Raw genomic sequence first — 19,698 nt, forward strand, 5'->3', positions numbered from 1 at the left:
GTTAATAGAAGAAAGGCCTAGCGCACTCCACAGCGCGCCGGGCCTTTCTTCTGCGTTACCGCTCTGATGTCAGGCGCCGTATTCGCTTCTGACCTGCGCCTCAGCCCAGTCCAACCACGGCAGAAGCGCTTCAACATCAGCCGTCTCGACAGTAGCGCCTCCCCAGATACGAAGTCCGGCTGGCGCATCCCGATAGCTGGCGATGTCGTATGCCACGGCTTCATCGTGAAGCAGTGAGGCCATTTTCTTCGCGGCCTTTGTCTGGCTCTCAGCGTCGAGCGCCTTGAACCAAGGCGCTACGATCCGCAGACAGATCGCTGTATTCGAGCGAAGTGCGGGATCACGGGCAAGAAACTCTGCCCACTCGGACTTCGCTTCCCATGCCTCGACAACCGCCAGATTGGCACGACTACGGGCAATCAGCCCCTTCAATCCGCCAACACTTTCGGCCCAGCGCAGACCATCCAGAGCGTCCTCGACGCACAGCATCGAGGGGGTATTGATCGTATCACCGCGGAAAATGCTTTCATTCAGCTTTCCCTTGGAGGTCAGGCGAAAGACTTTTGGCAGCGGACGCGGCGCTGGCCCGGCTTCCAGTCGCGCAACAGCACGTGGCGACAGCGCCAGCATACCGTGCGCCGCCTCTCCGCCGAGCACCTTCTGCCATGACCACGTCACGACATCGAGCTTCTCCCAAGGGAGTTCCATCGCAAACGCGGCGGACGTCGCATCGCAGATGATCAACCCATCATGCTCAGAGGGAATAGCCGCCGTATCGGGCAGTTTCACGCCTGATGTCGTGCCGTTCCATGCCAGAACCACATCGCGGGACCAATCCACGACCTGAAGGTCGGGCAGTTCGCCATAATCGGCCTTGAGAACACGCGCATCCAGACCAAGTTGGGCGGTGATATCGTTGGCCCATGTCGCGGAAAAACTCTCGAACGCCAACACATCCACGGGACGCGTGCCAAGCAGTGACCACAATACCATCTCGACTGCGCCGGTGTCGGAGCCTGGCACGATCCCGAGCCGCCAGCCTTCGGGCAGACCGAGGATGGCAGCGGAACGCTCAATCACTTCGCCGAGTTTGGCGCGTCCCTCGGATGACCGGTGAGAACGTCCCAACAGCGCTCCGGACAGCGCTTCGAGTGACCAACCTGGCCGCTTCGCGCATGGGCCAGACGAAAAATCGGGATTGGCGGGACGTGTCTGCGGCTTGCTCACGCGCGAAGGCGCGACGTCTGCATTGAGGGTCATCTGTCTTCCGGAATACTGGTGCGAGAGGGGGGATTCGAACCCCCATGCCTTGCGGCGGTCGATTTTGAGTCGACTACGTCTACCGTTCCGTCACTCTCGCGACTGTCGCTCTCCTACCAGCATCTGCGGCCTTGGGAAAGATGCGAAGATACGCTCATGCAGCCTGTGCATCCATCAAAGGAACATTGGACAGACCTGACATCGTCTGGCGATAGGTTTCCACCTCTGGGGGATATACCACACCCGCAATGATCGAGAGACTGTGTAGGGCGGCGAATAGATGGATGTCGTCCGTGGACAAGATGCCGTTCACGGCACTCGGTGAACGAATGAGCGACACCAATGAAGGCAGCCGGTTGTTCAGTTCCGCCAGTTGTTCGGTGCCGGATTCGAGATAAGGCGCGAACATGCCGGTCGAAGCTTCCTTCTTGCGCACGAAATACGCTCGCGCACCGGTCGTCTCAAACTCCGGAAACGGTGCACAGGCCACGCGCGGCAACATCAGCCGATAAAGCGGGCCGCTGACGGAGGAGATCCATGCCGCGATTGCCGGATTGGTTTCACCCGTTAGTACGGGCTCTCCCATCGCGTCGACATGCGCCACGATGTCCATGCTTTCGCCCATGAACCGCCCATCTTCCTCAAGGATCGGCAGCAATTTCCGGCCGATCATTCGGATCGGGTCCGCTTCATTGTCATTGAGCAGCCAGACAAGCTCCACGGGCACACCCTTGAGCCCAAAGATCATCCGCGCTTTCACGCAGAAAGGGCAGTGTTCATAAATGTAGAGTCTGCGTGTCATCGTTGGCTTTCCTCAGGCAGGCGAAACACCGAGCATCAGGGCAATATTCTGGATGGCTGCCCCCGATGCGCCTTTGCCCAGATTATCCAGCCGCGCCGTGAGCACGACATGCGTGTTCGCTTCGTCCGCATGCACGCGCAGTTCCATATCATCCGAACCCACCAGAGCATCCGCCACCAATGTGTTCTCCGCTTTACAGACACGCACGAAGGAAGACGTGACGTAACGCTCTTCCAGAGCGCGGCGCAGATCGGCGGCCGTAGTGCCTTTGACGAGCAGATCCATGTGAACGGGAATCGATACGATCATGCCGCGCGGGAAATGCCCCACCGATGGCACGAAGATTGGCCGTTTCTCCAGAAGGGCGTGCTGCCGGATCTCGGGAAGATGCTTATGCGCCAGTCCCAGGCCATAGAGCATGAACGCCGGACCGCCTTCTTTCTCCTGTGTCTCGATCATGGTCCGGCCCCCGCCCGTGTAGCCACTGACTGCGTTGATCGTGACCGGGAAGTCCGGCTTCATCAGGCCCGCGTCGATGAGCGGCCGCAGGAGCGCTATGGCCCCCGTGGGGTAGCAGCCCGGATTCGCCACACGGCTGGCCTGACGGATGGCCTCGGGCTGATCCTCGGACAGTTCGGGAAAGCCATAAACCCAGCCCGGCGCCGTGCGGAAGGCCGTGCTGGCATCGAGGATTTTCGGCGTGCGCTGCCCCGAGGCCGCCAACCCCTCCACCATTTCCACGGCTTCTTTCGATGCGGCATCGGGCAGACACAGGACCACCAGATCGGCTGCCGCCATCGCCTCGGCGCGCGCTTGTGTCTCCTTACGACGGGCGGGATCGATCGAATGGATGCGCACCGGCAAAGCCCGCAGACGTTCCCGAATGCCCAACCCCGTAGTGCCTGCCTCTCCATCGATGAAAACGACCGGTTCCGCACTCATTATTCGCTCTCCCGCTGCGAGCTCTGTCCTATAGCCTTCGTATCGTTTTGCGACGAGTCCGTGTTTTTCATCCAGAAAAAGATGTAAAAATCACAATAAGACCTGTTCCGAGCACACAGAATCGTGTTCATCTGCAAAGATTCGGCGCATCTCTGCTCTGTCTGGTCAAGTGCTCACGTTTGACCTAGGCTCTGTGCTGCCTATGACGGATCAACGCCCCTCCCAGCCCGCCACACAGACTGGCCAGCCGCACGACCGCCCTCAATGGAACATCGCGTCCTCGGGAGAGACGGCGACCCTTCGCCTTTCCGGTCAATGGACAGTCGATGACGGCGTGCCGCTCGAACTGCCTGCCGATGCTCTGACAAAAGCCGCTCATGGCGCCTCTCATCTCAGCATCGACACGTCGGGGCTGGGACAATGGGATTCCTCACTGGTTTCGTTTCTATGGAATGCCCGGCAGAGCACTGAAAAAGCAGGACTGACCTTCGACACCGCACAACTGCCCGACGGTGTCCAGCGACTGATCGCCCTTCTCCCGCCCGCTCCTCAGCCGCCCGCCACTCCCCACGCGCATGTTCCCAATCCGTTTCAGGACGCGGGCGCCTTCACCATCGCCTCCCTTGAGGAAGTCGGAGCCGTCACTCTGCTGGGTGTCGACACGGCGAAAGGGTCGGCCAAGGCCCTGAGTGGCCATGGCGGCATGCGCTTGCGTGACCTGCTGACCAATATCTCGGACGCGGGCCCTTCGGCCCTGCTGATTGTCCTTGTGGTCAATTTCCTCGTGGGGGCAATTCTGGCCTTCGTAGGTGCCGTCCAGCTCCAGAAATTTTCGGCCGATATTTATGTCGCCAATCTTGTAGGCATTGCCTGCGTGCGAGAACTGGCCGCCGTCATGACCGCCATCATCATGGCGGGTCGTACAGGTGGAGCTTATGCCGCTCGTATCGCGACCATGCTGGGCAATGAGGAAATCGATGCCCTTCAGGTCTTTGGCATCCCCATCTCGAGCTACATCCTGCTGCCGTCCGTGTTGGCACTGATGCTGATGATGCCGCTTCTCTATCTGTATGGTTGTCTGGCCAGCATTCTCGGTGGCTATACCGTCGCGGTGGTCATGCTCCCCGACATTACCGGCACGGGCTACCTGCACCAGACTTGGGATGCGGTCGATCTCCACCAGTTTGAGTTCGGTTTCATCAAGTCCATCGTGTTTGCGACCATGATCGGTCTCACGTCATGTCGCATCGGTCTGAAGGCCGGACGCAGTGCCGCAGATGTTGGAACAGCGGCGACAAGCGCCGTCGTGGTGGGCATCGTGGGTGTGATCGCGCTTGATGCTGTATTCGCGGTGATCGCCGACGTGATTGGCATATGATGAACCCGTCAGCCTCCTCCCTTCCCGCTCCTTCGGATCGTACCCGTGGAGATGTCCTGCTTTCTCTGCGGGATGTGACCATCGGCTATGGAAAGAAGGTCATCCAGAAAAACATTTCCATGGATGTGAAGCGCGGCTCGATCTTCGCCATCATGGGTGGCTCGGGATGTGGCAAAAGCACGCTTCTTCGGGCCATGATCGGACTTCTGCGCCCCCAAAGCGGAACCTATACCGTCGATGGCGATGAATACTGGACAGGTCCGGATAGCCACCGCACAGCGCTGAATCGCCGGTTCGGCGTGTTGTTCCAGAGCGGCGCGTTATGGAGTTCCATGACGGTGGGCGACAATGTGGCGCTCCCGCTGGAAATGTTCACGCGGCTTGATGATGAGATGATCCGCCGACTGGTGGAGTTGAAGCTGGGTCTCGTCGGCATGTCCCATGCCATTGACCTCATGCCGTCCGAAATTTCCGGCGGCATGAAAAAGCGCGCGGGCCTCGCACGCGCCATGGCTCTCGATCCGGACGTGCTGTTCTTCGATGAGCCGTCCGCCGGCCTTGACCCCATCACTTCGGCACGACTGGACGATCTGATCCTGACTCTGCGCGATGGACTGGGCGCTACGATCGTCATCGTAAGTCATGAACTGCCCAGTCTCTTCACCATTGCCGATGACGGCATCTTCCTCGATGCCGAGACGCACACCCCTATTGCTCACGGCTCTCCTCGCGATCTGCGCGATCACAGTACCAACCCCATGGTCCATGCCTTCATGCACCGTGAGGCCAGTACGGACGCGCCCCCCGCCGAGCCAGCCACGAAAGGCACGAATTCCAATGGCCACTGATTCAGGAGCAACCCGACAGACGCTCGTCGGAATCTTTGTCACGGGTGGAATTCTTCTTGGCGTGCTGGCTCTGATCTTTTTCGGGAACATCAACTTTTTCTCGAAAAACCATCGTGCGGTGATCGTGTTTCAGGATTCCGTGGCGGGGCTGAGCATCGGGGCGCCCGTGACCTTTCGTGGGGTGCGCGTGGGCTCCGTGGAGAGCATCAAGCTGCGCTACGATCCGGTGGCCCGTGTTCCCTACATTCCCGTCGTCATCAGTCTGGATGCAGCGCAGGTCCATGTCATGCACGATCCGGGGCATCCATCACGCCCGCTCGATCTGCGTGAGGTGGTGGCGCACGGGCTACGCGCTGAGCAGAATCTTCAGAGCTTCGTGACCGGCACTCTCAACATCAATCTGGATTTCTTTCCCGGAGCGCCAGCGACCTTTCATCCACGCGTTGCCGATGAACTGCCCGAGATTCCGACACATGAGTCGGCCATGCAGAAGATCAAGCAGACAATCAGCGATCTTCCTCTCAAGCAGCTTGCGACACACGCGGATGAGGCCGTTCTTTCCATTCGTGATGTCGCTCAGAAGCTGAATGTCGAGTTGCCTCCCCTTGCCGCCAGCCTCCAGCAAAGCTCGGCCGACGCACAGGAAACGCTCAAGACCGCCACGCAGGCCGTGCGCGATCTCGAAGGGCGGCTGGATACAACCCTTGTCGACATCGATAAGCTGATGCGTACGGGGAATACACAGATCGAAGCCCGTGGCGCGGATCTGCATGCGACGCTGACCAGTGCGACAAAAGCGACCGATGAAGCGCGACGGACACTCCAGAATGTCGAAGGCATTCTGTCCCCCCGCTCGGCGGATCGGGACAACCTCGATTCCTCGCTGCGCGATATCGCTGCCGCTGCCGCATCCCTGCGTGGATTTGCCAGCGACGTGGAGCGCAACCCACAACTTCTGCTCATGGGACGCCGCCCGTAGGCCCCGCGTCATGATCCATCAACCCGTTCAGGAGAGCGACGCATGATCGCGGTCCGCAAATGCTTGTCCCTCATGGCCGCACTGGTTCTGGCGACAAGCGTGGCTGGTTGCTCCAGCCCGCCCCTGCAACTGTACACACTTGCCGGAGCCGGCACGGGCCAGAATGGTGCTGTGACACCGGGCACGCCCATTCTGGAAGTCCGGCGCGTGCAGATGCCGGACTATCTGGACACGCAAGATATTCTGACCCGCAATGGCACGGCGCTGGCCCGTAGCCCCAATGGACGGTGGGCGGAGCGTCTGTCCGATGGCGTGACCGATGTGTTGGCGGCGCGAATTGGTGTCAGTCGCCCCGATCTGTTCGTGACGGAACAGGCGCCACTGGGCACTACAGCCAACCGTCTGCTGGTCACGATCACGCGCCTCGATATTTCCTCATCGGGCACGGCCACTCTTGAAGCTCATTGGACCGTTATTCCCGCCGATGAGAAACAGCCCGAGCAGACCTATCGTGTGAGCTTCAGTTCAACCGGGAATGCGTCCTCGGATGCCGGAACGGTGGCACTTGTAAACGCCATGAGCCAGCAACTCGCCACCCGAATCACGAATTCGCTGCCAGCAACTCTACTTGCCGGGACAAGTCCGTCCTGATTGCATGACGATCAGGCAGCGAAACGGTTAATGTTCATGGCGCATCGCTAAAATTAACCGGATAAAAAGCAATTCTCGGCAATTTCGTCTGGACCGATGCAAAGCGTGTCGGCCGAAACCGATTTTGCGAAAGGGATTATCCGATGCGCATTGTGGAAGCTGCCCGTCTCATTACAACAGGACGTATGGACCCGGACGTGCTGTGGGAGGTCACAACGGTGGCCGAGCGTGTCACCATTGCTCTGCTTGTAGGGCGACCGGACTATCTTCCACAGGCCGCCAGCACTCCCACAAGCGCTTGGGATGTCATGGACGCCCGATGCCGCAACCTTGTTCTACGACGTGCGCCTTCGCGTATTCGTCGCCGGCTCCCGGGTTATATCTCCACTCCGACCCCACTTCATGCGCCGGTAGTGGAAACGAAGAAGAGCGTCACGGCTGGCGCGCACCATACACACCAATATCAAGCCACTTCCCCGTCGAGTAATTGAAGCCTTTTACTCGATCGCGTTCTATGGCCTGTACGCCTAGCGAAGCCAGTGTCGTGTCAAAAATCGGCTGGTGCTGACGTCCCATCAGTACCAGCGTGCAAGTTTTGTCCTGTGCCAAAGCCTGCGCTGCCTCATGCGCATCCGCGAGACGGACATGCCCTTGCATGAGAAACACAAGACTGGGTTCCGAAAAAGAACTCGAGATGACATGCATGTTCGGACAGGTACGCTGGCGCTCCACGGCTGCAACCAGACGTGGGGCCAACCAGATCGTATTCAGGCGTGGGATCACTCCTGAGAACAGACCGGTATAGACAATGACAGCCGTGCCTACCGCACACATGGCTCCTCGTTGCAGACGTCCCGCCACAATATTACGCAAAGCAAGAGCCCATAGCGGCAGAGCCCCCCCTGCCACGATCCACGCCGTCACCGGCACATGATTCTCAAAGACCAGTGAGACAGCAATTCCAGCGACGGATAACGCTATGCCCAGCAATGCCCAGAGGAAACCGTAAGCGCCCAATGCGATTCGTGCCCACCTGTGCAAGGGCCACGACGCCCATTGCGATCCACCTGCGCAGAGCGCTCCAGCGGTCAGGATCGCAATCGGAGGATAGACTGGCAGAACATAATGCGGAAGCTTGGTCGCGATCAGTTCAAAGACCAGCCAGTGAGGAACGATCCAACACACCAGAAACCGTACATCCCAGCGGGACCACCATGTTCTAATTACCGGAAGAACTGCCGCGGCAAAGAAAGACCCCGGCCAGAAGGCAAGCAGGAAAACGGCAAGATGGAACCCCGGGAATGCACCGTGCGCTTCCTGTCCATGTCCGATTTTGCCAAGAAAATTCCGACCAACCGCCCGTTCGAAGAACTCGCCATGGCTGATAATTTCGATGGCCGCGCACCAAGGCAGAACTACCGCCACCGTTGCCAGCCATCCCCATGAGGGACGCAATCTGCGCAGCCAACGGCCGTCCCGTTCGACCAATGAAAAAGCCAATAATGTACCCAGTGTAGGGACTAGAATGACCGGCCCTTTGAGCATCAGGCCGATGCCTAGTATTCCCCAGAACCCAAGGGCAACCATGGCAGAGGTTGGTTTTTGCTCTCTATACTCGCGGATCACCCGGAAAATCAGGCATTCCGCTCCAACGACAGTCAACAGAAGAGTGCTGTCGATTGTGGCCATACGGCCTTCTGCCTGCACCAGAACGGAAACAGCGAGAAGAACACCAGCAGATAGGCCCGCCGTCGCGCCAAACAGGAGACTTCCCATCCATCCTGTCAACATGATCGCCAGAGTCATGGAGACAAGAGAAGGCAGCCGATAGGCCCATACGGCCCGTTTATGCAAAGTGCCTGAAGCGGAAACGGCAAGCGCTTCCAGCCAATATATTCCTGCAGGCTGAAGGTAGCGGGGCTGGTCCTGGAAGCGGACATCCACGAAATTTCCGCTTTCCAGCATTTGCGCCGTCGCCTGCATATAGCGTGGCTCGTCCCGGTCAAAGGGAGGAATGCTTGCCCGGCCGGGAAGCAGAAGCAGGAACGCACAGAACCCAAGTGCGAAAAGCTTCCGAAGAAAGGGAGACCGAAAGACGCTTCCGATGAGCGACTTCACCATTCCCGAACGGAACCGGGCAAACGCGTGCGATTTCGCAGCCAGATTACTCCCAGCATGTCTCTGATTCCCACGATAGCCCGACCGAAATTCGTATATTTCGAATGGCCGTGGAGCCTTACACGGTGCCTTACCGGCTTACAGAGTAATGGGACGCCATACGTGCGCATTAGTGCCGGGAGAAAACGGTGCAATCCCTCAAACTGGGGAAGATCCAAAAAATCCTGCCTCAGAAACACCTTCATTGGAGCACCCGTGTCCGGGCATCCATCATCCAGAAGACGTTGGCGTAACCCGTTGGCGAAACGCGTGGCCAATCGGCGAGACAGCGTGTCCCTGCGCTTCATGCGAGTGCCGACGACCAGAGGAGCTCGTCCGGTTTTCTCTCCTGACAAGGCCAGTTCCAACAGTTGGGCAATCTCAGTTGGATCATCCTGGCCGTCTCCGTCCAACGTGGCGACCCATCGTCCACGCGCCGCACGTATCGCTGTTCGCAAAGCACCGGATTTGCCGCAGCGATGATCGTGAATGAGAATTCGCAACGATTTGAGGCCCAGAAATTGACGGACCCGCTGCAATTCCTCCGCCGACCCGTCCGTACTACCGTCATCCACAAAGATGATTTCACAGGCGGGAAGACCAGGAAGCACACTGGCGAGTTCCCGACAGACCGGAAGAATATTCTCCCGTTCATTGAGAACAGTAATCACAATACTCAAAACAGGAGCACCCGCAGGGGCAGACTCTGTCCCTGCGGGTGTCATATCAACAGACAAGATGGACTCTGTGCTCAGGCTGCGCGCGCCGAAAGAGCCGTGGGCAGATCAGCAATAGCCTTATCGACCATTGAGGCTGCCGTTCCGGCATCCACACCCTCGCCCATGACGAGACGTGCGCTTTCGAATGCCACATCGACTGCCGCTGCACGGACTTCATCGATGGCAGCACGTTCAGCCGCAGAGATGCGATCCCGTGCCATCTGCTCGCGCCGCTGAAGCATATCTTCCGCTTCTGTGCGGGCTCTGACAGCAAGTTCTTCAGCCTGCTTGCGCGTCTGCTCCATAAGAGCATTCGCTTCCGCATGAGCCTGCTCACGTTCACGCGTGGCATCTTCAAGCATCTGCTCAGCTTCCCGACGAAGGCGGGCGGCTTCATCAAGTTCGACGCGAATGCGATTAGCGCGCGCGTCAAGCACCTGAACAACCGGCTTCCAGATCTTTGGGCCGAAGATAACAAAGAAGAGAACAAATGATACGGTGTACCAAAAGCCTGCTTCATGAAAGACATTTGACATCGGCGTCATTCCCTCGTCACGCCACGATCAGAATGATCCGTGTTCAGCCCTGTACCCGGGCCGCTACAGTCGCGACGGCCTGTTCAATTCGTGAGCGATCCGGTGCAACGCCGGTCAACCGACGGACCAGCGCTTCAGCTACATCACCTGCAATCGGTCGAAGCGATTGCAACGCTTGAGCGCGCTCCTTCGCAACACCGGCCTCAGCTGCCGCAATCTCTGTTTCCAGCTTGGCTCCCAGTTGAGCGAGCCGATCAGCTGCAGCTTTCTTTTCCGCAGCCAGCACGGAATCCAGATGCGCCTGCGCTTCCGCAGCCGCAGCCTTCTTCGTCTGGTTCAGATCACGAACAGCGGCATCAGCATCGGCTTTTGCCTGATGAGCCTGATCCAGATCTCCATTGATCCTCTGGCTACGATTCTCAAGAACCGTACCAACCCGAGGCAATGCCCATCCGCGCAAGGCGAGATAGAAAAAGAGGAATATCCCAGCTCCCCAGACGACCTGCCCCGTAAGGAGCGGGTTTCTGAAGTCGAGCTGGGGCATGCCCGCCGCGTGCGCGCCGGGCGCCGCCGCCACGAGAAGCGGCAGACTCGCGACACCCATCATAAGGGAGTGACGAATCAGTGAAACCGGAAGACGCACGGGGCTTACTCCGTTCTCAGACGAACAGGATAAGGAAGGCGATCAGCAGGGCAAAAAGAGCAACCGCTTCCGTCAGCGCGAAGCCAAGCATGCCAAGGCCGAACACGTGCGGACGAGCCGCCGGGTTACGAGCGATGCTGCTGACCAGCGTCGAGAAGATGTTGCCAAGCCCGATGCCGACACCGGCAAGGGCAATCACGGCGATACCGGCACCGATTTCACGGGCTGCAGCGATGTCCATTTTGATTTTTCCTTGTTGACGAAGACGTAGACTGACGGGGGCACCCAAACTCAGTGGGATACGGCCTCCCGCAGATAGATGCAGGTCAGAATGGCAAACACATAGGCCTGCAGAACTCCGACAAGCAGTTCCAGCCCCATCAGCGCGATATTGATCACGAGCGGGCCCACCGCCAGCACATCACCAAAGAAGCCGAGACCGGCCAGCATGATGACGAAGCTTGCGAAGATATCGAACATCACGTGACCAGCCACCATGTTGGCAAACAGTCGAATAGACAGACTGACCGGACGCGACAGAAAGGAAAGGATCTCGATCGGCACCAGCAGCGGCGCAAGCGCAACAGGCGCTCCCGGCGGCATGAAGTGCGCGAAGAACTTGAAGCCCTGCACCTTGAGGGACACAATGACCGAGAGAATGAACACCATCATGGCCATCGCGAAAGTCACGGCGATATGGCTGGTGAAGGTGTAGGAATATGGCAGGAGGCCGAGATAATTGCCCGCCAGAATAAAAAAGAACAGCGCGAAGATGAAGGGGAAGAACGCCACGCCCTCCGGTCCGATCGTATCGACCGCCAGATTACGCACAAATTCGTAGCACACTTCCGCCGCCGCCTGCAGCCGTCCGGGAACGACCGCTGCGGGCTTCATGCCATAATGAAGGAAAGCAAGAACGATAACGCAGGCCACGATCATGAAGACGGGAGCCTGACTGAAGCGCAATGCTTCACCAAACCCGCCGAGCACCGGGTGTAATTCGAACTGCTCGAGCACGTTGATACTTGATCCGCCAGCCAACGCCTTACTCCCCGACCCTCTGTGGCCGCTCAGGACTCTTGTTTTTCTTCTTCCAGCGACTTCATCAGCCGCCAGACGTTCAGGATACCGGCACAACCACCCAGAAGAGCGAAAATGACCATGAAAAGAGCCCGGAAATGGAACACATGGTCCACTCCCCACCCAATCAGGACACCAGCCACCAGACCACCGAGCATTTCGCTTCCCGCTCTTGCCGCAAGAGACAACAGGTTTTTATCCTGCCTGTCCGGCTGAGCTTCCTGCTCTACACTTTTCCCCGCACTGCGCTCGCGCGCTGCACGGAGACGTTGGTCGAAAGAGGCTTTGTCCTCAGTCATTCGCACCTCCAGATAGGGTGCATCGGTTTGCTAACGATCCGGCTTTTGCATGTCAAGCAAGCGTGACGGCTCTGCAATCAAAAGGAAAGACTTCCCCACCGGCGAGGCTGTGCTGAGGGCTGGTTTGGTGGGTCAAGCGTTCCATTTCACGCCGGAAATTTGTCTCAATAATTATTATCAATCTTTTAACGACAGTCACCAAATGGTTAATGCGACAGTATTCACGTAACGTATCGACACGTCTGGAAACGAATCTTCTGAAAGAAACGTTTTCCCGACCTGCGCTTCATCCTCGCTTACGGGAAGTTTCTGTCATGGTCATGTCTTCTACCGTCACTTCGAACAACGCGATCATTGTCAGCGGCCAGACGGCAACGATTCCGAATGGCGACGTCGTGTCAGGAACACTTGTGGTGGGCGGCGGCACGCTGGTGACGAGTGGAGACGCGGTGGACACTCAATTGCAAGGAACCGCTGCCGGATCGGCAAAAGAGATCGTCGTCAGCGGCGGAACAGAAAGAAAGGTTGTCGTCGCTTCGGGTTCTCTCGATGTCCAGTCTGGTGGCGAACTCGGCTCGGCCAGCGCGGCTCAGGGAGGCGATATAGCGCTTGATCCGGGTGCACACGCCAGCGCGATCACCGTGGGAACCGGCAGTTATCTGACGATTTCAGCTGCAGATGTGCGCAACGTTATGCTTGAGGGTGGCTCTGTGGACATCACGTCGGCAGCAGTTCCTCTCTCCACTGTCAGCGATGGAACTGTGACACTACGGGCAGATGTGAATGCGAACGGACTTACCGTAGGCAGCGGCGGCACTCTCTACCTCGCAGGCGGAACCGCTTCCGGCACAGTGATCAGTGGTTCCGGGGCTCAAGAGGAAATTCTGGAAGCGCCCCGAACAGGCGGAGCGACTGAGACACAATTTGTCATCATTTCTGGCGGCCAGCAGATTCTTTCTGATGGTGCAAATGCCATGGAGGGCACGATCAGCGCGGGCGGCCAGCAGCGTCTCTCCAGTAACGCCTCTGTTTCTCACATGACGATTGCATCAGGCGGTATTCAGTCACTGGAGTCTGGGGCAGTTGGAGGCGATGAGACGATCGAGAGTGGCGGCAGCGTCTTCCTCAATGGAGGCACTCTGGCCTTCAGCAGTCAGACCACGGTGGAAGGGCATCTTTCCGGATCGGGCACGATCTCTGAAACGGCAAGTGCGTCCACTGTCACCTTTGAAGCCGGTGCTTTGGCGAATTTTTCAGGTGCGGTTGTGCTCTCCAATGGTTCCGTGGAAATCGCCAACGGAACGGAGACAAATGGAATTCAGTTCGACTTTTCCGGATCGGGAAACGAAAGCCTTATCCTGGGGTCTCTCCCCACTTCTCCCCTGCAGGTTTCCGGATTCGGAACAACGGACCGTATCGTGCTCTCCGGCATAACATCGGGCGCGACCCTCTCCATTCAGGACGGTTCGCATGTAGAGATCGAATCGGGTGGTTCCACGATCGAGACGCTGATCCTCGACAGCGGAGTGGATTATACCGGAGCCCAACTCGTCCTGACGGAAACAGCCGGTGGACAGGCGGCTGTCCTGACAATGGGCGGCCAGACCTCAGGCTATGCCGGAAACGTCATCACAGCCGGTAGTGTCAGCGCGCATGTCTCATCCGGTATGGGCGATCTCGTTCCGGATGGCGCGCGGACGATTGGCACATCCGTCGACAATGGCGGCCGCCTCTACATCAATGGCACAGCGATTCAGGATGAAATCCGGGGGCTGGAAGTTCTCAGTTCTGGCGGCCAGACTCTTCAGACGGTGGTGCATGCCAGCGGTAGCGAGACGGTTCTTGCTGGAGGACAGGCAACCAGTACCACTGTGGATGGCGGCACACAGACCATTCTTGGCGGCTCAGCCACAGACACTTTCGTCACCGGTGAAGTGGATTTCCTTGGCGAAAATATGATCGCGGGAACGCAGATCATCCGTGATGGAGGCGTGGCCACTCACACCACCCTGACGGCAGCTTCCGCCGAAGCCATGTTTCCCGGCGAGCCCATGTATTCGGATGCCTATCAGTACGTGCAGGATGGCGGCACTGCTGTCGACACCACCATGACTGGGATTCATGGTGTCTGGTACATGCACATGACTCTGCAATGGGCCAACGGCACCATGCATCAGGTCGTGTCATCGGGCGGAACTGCAATACGCACGACTGCCAAGATGAACGCTGTTGTCGATGTCCTGTCCGGCGGGACAGCCACCGACACGATGCTCGATGGAGGGACACTCATTCTTGAGGTCGGCGCCAAATATACCGGCACGCTGACCTTCCTGCCGAATACACAAGCTTCGTTCAATTACGACCAGTATGCGACAGCTTCGACGGTCAGGGCGAGCATGGCGCAGCTACAGGGAATAACCATTGAGGGATTCGATGCCATCGGCTCCATCTCTCAGGCTGGCGCTTATTTCACATATAACCCGCCCTACACCTCCATCAGCACCATCAACCAGATCGACATCTCCGACCTCACCTTCGCCGGTAGCGCCAACGAAATCGACACAGGCCATATCGGCGCGGATGGCTCGCTGACAGTCACGGAAGGTGGCCAGAGCACAACCCTGCATCTCGACGGCACGTTCGGCTCCGATTTCTATTTCCAGAAGGCGGCGGACGGCGGCACTCTCATCACTTATGGCGTGCCCTGCTACTGCCCCGGCACCCAGATCGCCACCCCGGAGGGCGAGCGTGCGATAGAGAGCCTTGCTATCGGTGACATGGTTCTGACCGCGTCGGGTCAGGTGCGCCCCATTCGCTGGATTGGACGCCGCAGTTATGACGGGCGCTTTGCCGCTGGCAATCCCGACATCATGCCGGTTCTCATCATGGCCGGAGCGCTCGGTGCCGGTCTGCCACGTCGCAATCTGCGGGTGTCTCCGCTTCATGCCATGGCGCTGGAAGGGCACCTTATCCCGGCCAGCCTGCTGGTGAATGGTGTGACCATCACACAGCCGACCCGGGCGCGACAGGTGGATTACATTCATATCGAACTCGACACTCATGACCTGCTTCTCGCTGAAGGCGCCGCTTCCGAGACGTTTGTCGATGATGGCAGCCGCAACATGTTCCACAATGCCGATGAGTTCGCGACCCTCTATCCGGATGCCCAGATGGCACACTCGGATGCTGCGCTTTTCTGTCTGCCCCGTCTGGAAGACGGCCCTCTCCTTGAAGCCATATCTGCGCGCCTGAGCACCTACGCACCGACCGTTCTGGCTCACACGCATGTCGCTGGTTTTGTCGATGTCATCACGGAAAACCGTGTGGAGGGCTGGGCACGCTGTGATATGGACCCGAATCAGGCACGCGAACTCGTCATTTTTGCCGATGATGTCGAAATCGCTCGTGTCACAGCCGACCGCTTCCGTGCCGATCTGACAGAAAACGGTCAGTTCTCTGGCCAGCACAGCTTCGCGATCATCACGGACTCTCGCGTTTCACCCGCATCCGTTCGGGTCGTGGACGCCGAAACCGGGCAGCCTCTTCCGCTCGCGGGCACACCTGTCGCCCACCGCATGGCAGCCTGACACGAACCGTTGGCGAATTTTTCAGGCTTTCATGTAACAGCCATTGCATGAACGCCAGCCAACCTTCACCCAGTCCGACTTTTTCTCCGGACAGTCACGTTGAAGGATTCCTCGATCTCATTGCTCGTCTTCCGGATGGAGTGTGGCAGATTGCTGGCTGGGTCCGACGGACTGCGCAGACCGACAGCGCGCCGGTGGAAGTGGTCGTGCTCTGCCACGGACAGGAACTCGCACGTGCCAAAGCCGACCTTTTCCGGGAGGATCTAGTCGTTCCCGGCCGTGCGGATGGACATCACGGCTTCGATATACTCATCCCGGATGGAACGACCTCGGCAGCAGAGACTTCCGCATTCGATGTGCTGATTCTTCCAGAGCGCGCGCCGCTTCCACGCGCCGCTCATCTCCTGTTACCAACGTCAATCGCAATCCGGGGGACCGTGGATATCGTGGGGCGAGACCGGCTGGCTGGCTGGCTCGTCAATGAAACCGATCTGACACGGCGGTTAGGGATCTCCGTCATGGTGGACGGTTCTCTCCAGCACCGTGTCATGGCCAACCAGTCCCGTCCCGATCTCCGCAATATCGGACTGGGAGACGGACGCTACGGATTCGACGTTCTGCTCAATCCGCCCTTATCCGCCGACAGCGATCATGTCGTGTCGCTCATCTGCGCTGAAAATGGAGAAAACCTTCCCGGTTCGCCTTTTCGTGTTCCAGCGACGCGGCGCTTCAACGAAAGCTTCCGCAGTCATGTCCGGCAGACGCTTGGCAGTATCGCATCGGGCCAGCAACGCGAGCAGGCCATCGATTTTCTGATGGGGCTGGCCGATTCCCTGCGTCAGCAGCAAGGACGTGACGACGCCCGCGAAACCGCGACACGCCAGCATCAGTTTGCCCGTCGGAAAGGCACGGCCAGCACGACGCCTTCCCCTTTTCGCGTTCTGTTCATTGATGACCGCGCGCCCGACCCCACCCGGGACGCCGGATCGTCCGCACTGCTTTCACATATGCAGGCCGCGCGCGCTCTGGGTTATGAGCCGAGCTTCATCGCCTCCGTCACCATGCCTACGGGAAGTATAGTGCGGGAGTTGGAAAAGCTCGGTATCACATGCTGGTGCGCCCCCACCTACCCCACGGTCGAATCGCTTCTGCGCACCCAGTCGAACGCCTTCGATGCGATCGTCTTCCATTGTCTTTCCAACGCATCGCGCTACCTCGCCCTCGCCAGTCTTTACATGCCCGGCGCACGGCTGGTTTCCAGCGTGGCGGATCTGGCCTCTCTTCGGCTTGAGCGTCAGTCTGTCGTTGAAAACCGTCCCGAACTCCGGACAGCGGCCGCACAGGAAAAGGTGCGCGAACATATGGCGGCATGGGCCTCGCACGCGACCATTACTCATTCACCTGTGGAAGCCGATCTGCTGGGCACCGCCGTGCCGACCGCCAGCATCCATGTCGTTCCCTGGCATATTCCTCTTGCCCCTGCTCCGCGCCCTTTCGCGGAACGCAGTGGTATCGCCTTCGTGGCACATTACGGACACGCTCCCAATCTCGACGCGGCAAAGTGGCTGGTGGAGGACATCCTGCCGCATTTGCGAAATCATGCGCCTGAGGCGGAAATTCTGCTGGTGGGAAGCGCCATGCCGGATTCCGTCGTGCGCATGAACGAGATTCCGGGCGTGCGGGTGCTGGGACACGTTGCCGATCTTGCCGAACTGCTGCGTTCGGTGCAGCTGACCATCGCACCGCTGCGATTTGGCGCCGGAATCAAGGGAAAAGTGCTTGAAAGCTGGGCGGCGGGTCTTCCTTGTGTGGCCACTCCCGTCGCAGTCGAAGGCCTTCACCTTTCTGACGAACTGAAAACCGCTGTCGTGGCGGGAGCCGCTGGTCTCGCGCGCGTCGCCGCAGATTTTTATCGCGATCAGGACAAGGCTGACGCCATTGGTGAGGCAGGGCGTGAATACATTCGTATTCACCAGTCCGAAGCCACCGTGTCCGCCGCCCTTGGCCGCGCATTGGGTCTTGGGCCCCGTGCCTTGCTGGGACATCCGCACCGGCAAATGACGGAATAACTCCCTAAAGCGTTTTCACCTCGCGCGGATGTCATCCCTACGGTTGCAATCACGTCCGATGCCCTGCATCTTCCCGCCGCAATACGACGCACCGGACAGGCGGGGGCGTTCGGCTTTTCCGAACGCATGAAACAGCCACACCCGACCTTGCCGGCCCGACGGAGAACGGTCGCCCACACGATGATGTATTACAGCCGGATCAAACTGCTCTCCGTGGCGGCGGTGTGCCTTCTCGGCGCCCTCCTCTGCGTGCCCAATTTCGTGCGCAAGCCCGCCCTTAATATCCCATGGCCCCAGATTCACCTTGGTCTCGATCTGCGAGGCGGCTCCTATCTGCTGCTTCAGGTGGATCTCGATTCCCTGACTCATGACCGGCTTCAGAGCCTGTCGGAAAACATGCGTCAGGCGCTGATTTCCGCCAATCTTGGCTACCGCAACATCAGCATCGACCAGAAGGCGGCCTCCCTCAGCTTCCAGCCGCGCGATCCGTCCGAAAAAGATCGGGACGTGAAGGTGGTTGAAGACCTTCCCCGTCTCGTTCCCAACGAATTCGCCGTCACTTCACGCGACGATGGAACGATTGTTCTCGCACTTTCCCCGGACGCGACCCGCGCCCGCGCGCACGACGCCGTTTCGCAGGCAATCGAGATCGTTCGCCGTCGTATCGACGCGACCGGAGCGGTCGATCCCCAGATCACCCGCCAAGGTGAGGATCGGATCGTTGTCGAACTCCCCGGTATCAGCGATCCGGAACGCATCAAGGCGCTTCTCGGCACAACGGCGCGTATGACGTTCCGGCTCGTGGACGAGGTGCCTCCGGGCACAGCCGTCGCTCCGCCGGGTGACACCATACTGCCGCTGGCGGATCATCCAGACCAGACACTGGCCGTGCGTGACCATATCGACGTGGACGGTGCGGACCTGACGAATGCCGGGGCCACCACTGACGAGCAGACTGGCGGCTGGGCCGTGAGTTTCTCCCTCAACTCGATTGGTACACGTGCTTTCGGTGATGTGACGCAGGCCAATGTCGGGCGCCGCTTCGCCATTGTGCTCGATAACAAGGTGATCGAAGCGCCCGTCATTCGCTCTGCCATCACAGGTGGCAATGGCATCATCACCGGCAATTTCGATGCCCATCAGGCGACGGATCTCGGTCTGCTGCTGCGTGCGGGTGCCCTGCCCGTGCCGCTGTCGGTGGTGGAGGAACGCTCCATCGGGCCGTCTCTGGGGGCTGACTCCATCCGCGCAGGCGCCATGAGCCTTGCCGTCGGCTTTGGGCTCGTCATTGTCTTCATGGCGCTGTTTTACGGTCTGTTCGGCTGGTATGCGAACGTGGCGCTCTTTGCCAATCTCGTGCTGATGCTGGCCATTCTCTCCCTGTTCGGCGCGACACTGACGCTGCCCGGCATGGCCGGCATGTTGCTCACCCTCGGTATGGCGGTGGACGCCAACATCCTCATCATCGAGCGCATCCGTGAAGAACTGAAACGCGGCCGCACGCCTCTGGCGGCCATGCAGGCCGGTTTCGAGCGCGCCACCTCCACGGTGCTGGACAGCAACGCCACGGCCTTCCTTGCTCACGTCATGCTGTTCGTGTTCGGGACGGGACCGGTGCGCGGCTTTGCCCTGACCATCACCATCGGCATTGCGACCACGCTGTTCTCCACGCTTTTTCTCTCTCGGATGCTGATGGTGCGCTGGTACGCCCTCACCCGTCCTTCCACCCTTCCCGTCTGAGAGGCACG

18 protein-coding genes and 1 tRNA gene are annotated in these 19,698 nt (G+C 59.1%); 8 read left to right on the plus strand and 11 right to left on the minus strand.

Annotation, left to right across the window (positions count from 1 at the left end):
* Positions 1-69: 69 nt before the first annotated feature.
* From GOB87_RS01640 to argC, 4 genes are all read right to left on the minus strand, one after another.
* Complete coding sequence (locus GOB87_RS01640) at positions 70-1,260, minus strand: phosphoserine transaminase (protein WP_166312799.1); 1,191 nt, start codon at positions 1,258-1,260, stop codon at positions 70-72.
* 16 nt (positions 1,261-1,276) lie between these two features.
* A tRNA-Leu gene (locus GOB87_RS01645) sits at positions 1,277-1,360 on the minus strand.
* 54 nt (positions 1,361-1,414) lie between these two features.
* Entirely contained in the window at positions 1,415-2,062 is a 648-nt protein-coding gene (gene grxB, locus GOB87_RS01650) for a glutaredoxin 2 (protein WP_166312800.1), read from the minus strand.
* Between the two features lie 12 nt (positions 2,063-2,074).
* A complete protein-coding gene (argC, locus tag GOB87_RS01655) occupies positions 2,075-3,004 on the minus strand; it encodes an N-acetyl-gamma-glutamyl-phosphate reductase (protein ID WP_166312801.1) in 930 nt (309 codons plus the stop codon).
* 202 nt (positions 3,005-3,206) lie between these two features.
* Between argC and GOB87_RS01660 the strand changes: the two genes are divergently transcribed.
* The 5 genes from GOB87_RS01660 to GOB87_RS01680 all read left to right on the plus strand — a co-directional run bounded on the left by GOB87_RS01660 (position 3,207) and on the right by GOB87_RS01680 (position 7,351).
* Positions 3,207-4,382, plus strand: a complete 1,176-nt coding sequence (locus GOB87_RS01660; RefSeq protein WP_166312802.1) for an ABC transporter permease — start codon at positions 3,207-3,209, stop codon at positions 4,380-4,382.
* The gene (locus tag GOB87_RS01665) at positions 4,382-5,230 is read left to right on the plus strand and encodes an ABC transporter ATP-binding protein (protein WP_166312884.1); all 849 of its coding nucleotides are present in this window, start codon (positions 4,382-4,384) and stop codon (positions 5,228-5,230) included. The genes GOB87_RS01660 and GOB87_RS01665 overlap by 1 nt, the downstream gene beginning before the upstream one ends.
* Positions 5,220-6,209 carry an MlaD family protein gene (locus tag GOB87_RS01670; protein WP_166312803.1) on the plus strand — a complete coding sequence of 330 codons (990 nt, stop codon included), beginning with the start codon at positions 5,220-5,222 and terminating at the stop codon, positions 6,207-6,209. Before GOB87_RS01665 ends, GOB87_RS01670 begins: the two co-directional genes overlap by 11 nt.
* 42 nt (positions 6,210-6,251) lie before the next feature.
* The gene (locus GOB87_RS01675) at positions 6,252-6,860 is read left to right on the plus strand and encodes a PqiC family protein (protein ID WP_166312804.1); all 609 of its coding nucleotides are present in this window, start codon (positions 6,252-6,254) and stop codon (positions 6,858-6,860) included.
* Between the two features lie 143 nt (positions 6,861-7,003).
* Positions 7,004-7,351: a hypothetical protein gene (locus GOB87_RS01680; protein WP_166312805.1), complete on the plus strand. Its 348-nt coding sequence runs from the start codon at positions 7,004-7,006 to the stop codon at positions 7,349-7,351.
* Here GOB87_RS01680 and GOB87_RS01685 read toward each other — a convergent pair.
* The 7 genes from GOB87_RS01685 to GOB87_RS01715 are packed head-to-tail and all read right to left on the minus strand — an operon-like array spanning position 7,293 to position 12,294.
* Positions 7,293-8,981: an ArnT family glycosyltransferase gene (locus tag GOB87_RS01685; protein ID WP_166312806.1), complete on the minus strand. Its 1,689-nt coding sequence runs from the start codon at positions 8,979-8,981 to the stop codon at positions 7,293-7,295. The genes GOB87_RS01680 and GOB87_RS01685 overlap by 59 nt on opposite strands.
* Positions 8,975-9,742: a glycosyltransferase family 2 protein gene (locus tag GOB87_RS01690; protein WP_166312885.1), complete on the minus strand. Its 768-nt coding sequence runs from the start codon at positions 9,740-9,742 to the stop codon at positions 8,975-8,977. Before GOB87_RS01690 ends, GOB87_RS01685 begins: the two co-directional genes overlap by 7 nt.
* Before the next feature lie 26 nt (positions 9,743-9,768).
* Positions 9,769-10,272 (minus strand): F0F1 ATP synthase subunit B family protein, encoded by a 504-nt coding sequence (locus tag GOB87_RS01695; RefSeq protein ID WP_166312807.1) that lies wholly within the window; start codon positions 10,270-10,272, stop codon positions 9,769-9,771.
* A gap of 43 nt (positions 10,273-10,315) precedes the next feature.
* Positions 10,316-10,915, minus strand: a complete 600-nt coding sequence (locus tag GOB87_RS01700; protein ID WP_166312808.1) for a F0F1 ATP synthase subunit B family protein — start codon at positions 10,913-10,915, stop codon at positions 10,316-10,318.
* Positions 10,916-10,931: 16 nt separating this feature from the next.
* On the minus strand, positions 10,932-11,156 hold the full coding sequence (locus GOB87_RS01705; protein ID WP_146886574.1) for an ATP synthase subunit C family protein: 225 nt from the start codon (positions 11,154-11,156) through the stop codon (positions 10,932-10,934).
* Positions 11,157-11,206: 50 nt separating this feature from the next.
* Complete coding sequence (locus GOB87_RS01710; RefSeq protein WP_166312809.1) at positions 11,207-11,956, minus strand: F0F1 ATP synthase subunit A; 750 nt, start codon at positions 11,954-11,956, stop codon at positions 11,207-11,209.
* Between the two features lie 29 nt (positions 11,957-11,985).
* Positions 11,986-12,294, minus strand: coding sequence for an AtpZ/AtpI family protein (locus GOB87_RS01715; protein ID WP_166312810.1), 309 nt, complete (start codon positions 12,292-12,294; stop codon positions 11,986-11,988).
* A 314-nt stretch (positions 12,295-12,608) separates the two neighbouring features.
* Here GOB87_RS01715 and GOB87_RS01720 point away from each other — a divergent pair, with 314 nt between their 5' ends.
* The 3 genes from GOB87_RS01720 to secD all read left to right on the plus strand — a co-directional run bounded on the left by GOB87_RS01720 (position 12,609) and on the right by secD (position 19,690).
* A complete protein-coding gene (locus GOB87_RS01720; RefSeq protein WP_166312811.1) occupies positions 12,609-15,881 on the plus strand; it encodes a Hint domain-containing protein in 3,273 nt (1,090 codons plus the stop codon).
* Between the two features lie 47 nt (positions 15,882-15,928).
* A complete protein-coding gene (locus GOB87_RS01725; RefSeq protein ID WP_166312812.1) occupies positions 15,929-17,950 on the plus strand; it encodes a glycosyltransferase in 2,022 nt (673 codons plus the stop codon).
* A gap of 183 nt (positions 17,951-18,133) precedes the next feature.
* Positions 18,134-19,690, plus strand: coding sequence for a protein translocase subunit SecD (secD, locus tag GOB87_RS01730; protein ID WP_166312886.1), 1,557 nt, complete (start codon positions 18,134-18,136; stop codon positions 19,688-19,690).
* Positions 19,691-19,698: the final 8 nt, after the last annotated feature.

This window comes from Acetobacter estunensis, assembly GCF_011516945.1.
GTDB lineage: Bacteria > Pseudomonadota > Alphaproteobacteria > Acetobacterales > Acetobacteraceae > Acetobacter > Acetobacter estunensis.

Coding starts and splice junctions, on each gene's coding strand:
- GOB87_RS01640 (WP_166312799.1), bottom strand. CDS start 1,260: ATGACCCTCAATGCAGACGTCGCGCCTTCGCGCGTGAGCAAGCCGCAG.
- grxB (WP_166312800.1), bottom strand. CDS start 2,062: ATGACACGCAGACTCTACATTTATGAACACTGCCCTTTCTGCGTGAAA.
- argC (WP_166312801.1), bottom strand. CDS start 3,004: ATGAGTGCGGAACCGGTCGTTTTCATCGATGGAGAGGCAGGCACTACG.
- GOB87_RS01660 (WP_166312802.1), top strand. CDS start 3,207: ATGACGGATCAACGCCCCTCCCAGCCCGCCACACAGACTGGCCAGCCG.
- GOB87_RS01665 (WP_166312884.1), top strand. CDS start 4,382: ATGAACCCGTCAGCCTCCTCCCTTCCCGCTCCTTCGGATCGTACCCGT.
- GOB87_RS01670 (WP_166312803.1), top strand. CDS start 5,220: ATGGCCACTGATTCAGGAGCAACCCGACAGACGCTCGTCGGAATCTTT.
- GOB87_RS01675 (WP_166312804.1), top strand. CDS start 6,252: ATGATCGCGGTCCGCAAATGCTTGTCCCTCATGGCCGCACTGGTTCTG.
- GOB87_RS01680 (WP_166312805.1), top strand. CDS start 7,004: ATGCGCATTGTGGAAGCTGCCCGTCTCATTACAACAGGACGTATGGAC.
- GOB87_RS01685 (WP_166312806.1), bottom strand. CDS start 8,981: ATGGTGAAGTCGCTCATCGGAAGCGTCTTTCGGTCTCCCTTTCTTCGG.
- GOB87_RS01690 (WP_166312885.1), bottom strand. CDS start 9,742: ATGACACCCGCAGGGACAGAGTCTGCCCCTGCGGGTGCTCCTGTTTTG.
- GOB87_RS01695 (WP_166312807.1), bottom strand. CDS start 10,272: ATGTCAAATGTCTTTCATGAAGCAGGCTTTTGGTACACCGTATCATTT.
- GOB87_RS01705 (WP_146886574.1), bottom strand. CDS start 11,156: ATGGACATCGCTGCAGCCCGTGAAATCGGTGCCGGTATCGCCGTGATT.
- GOB87_RS01715 (WP_166312810.1), bottom strand. CDS start 12,294: ATGACTGAGGACAAAGCCTCTTTCGACCAACGTCTCCGTGCAGCGCGC.
- GOB87_RS01720 (WP_166312811.1), top strand. CDS start 12,609: ATGGTCATGTCTTCTACCGTCACTTCGAACAACGCGATCATTGTCAGC.
- GOB87_RS01725 (WP_166312812.1), top strand. CDS start 15,929: ATGAACGCCAGCCAACCTTCACCCAGTCCGACTTTTTCTCCGGACAGT.
- secD (WP_166312886.1), top strand. CDS start 18,134: ATGTATTACAGCCGGATCAAACTGCTCTCCGTGGCGGCGGTGTGCCTT.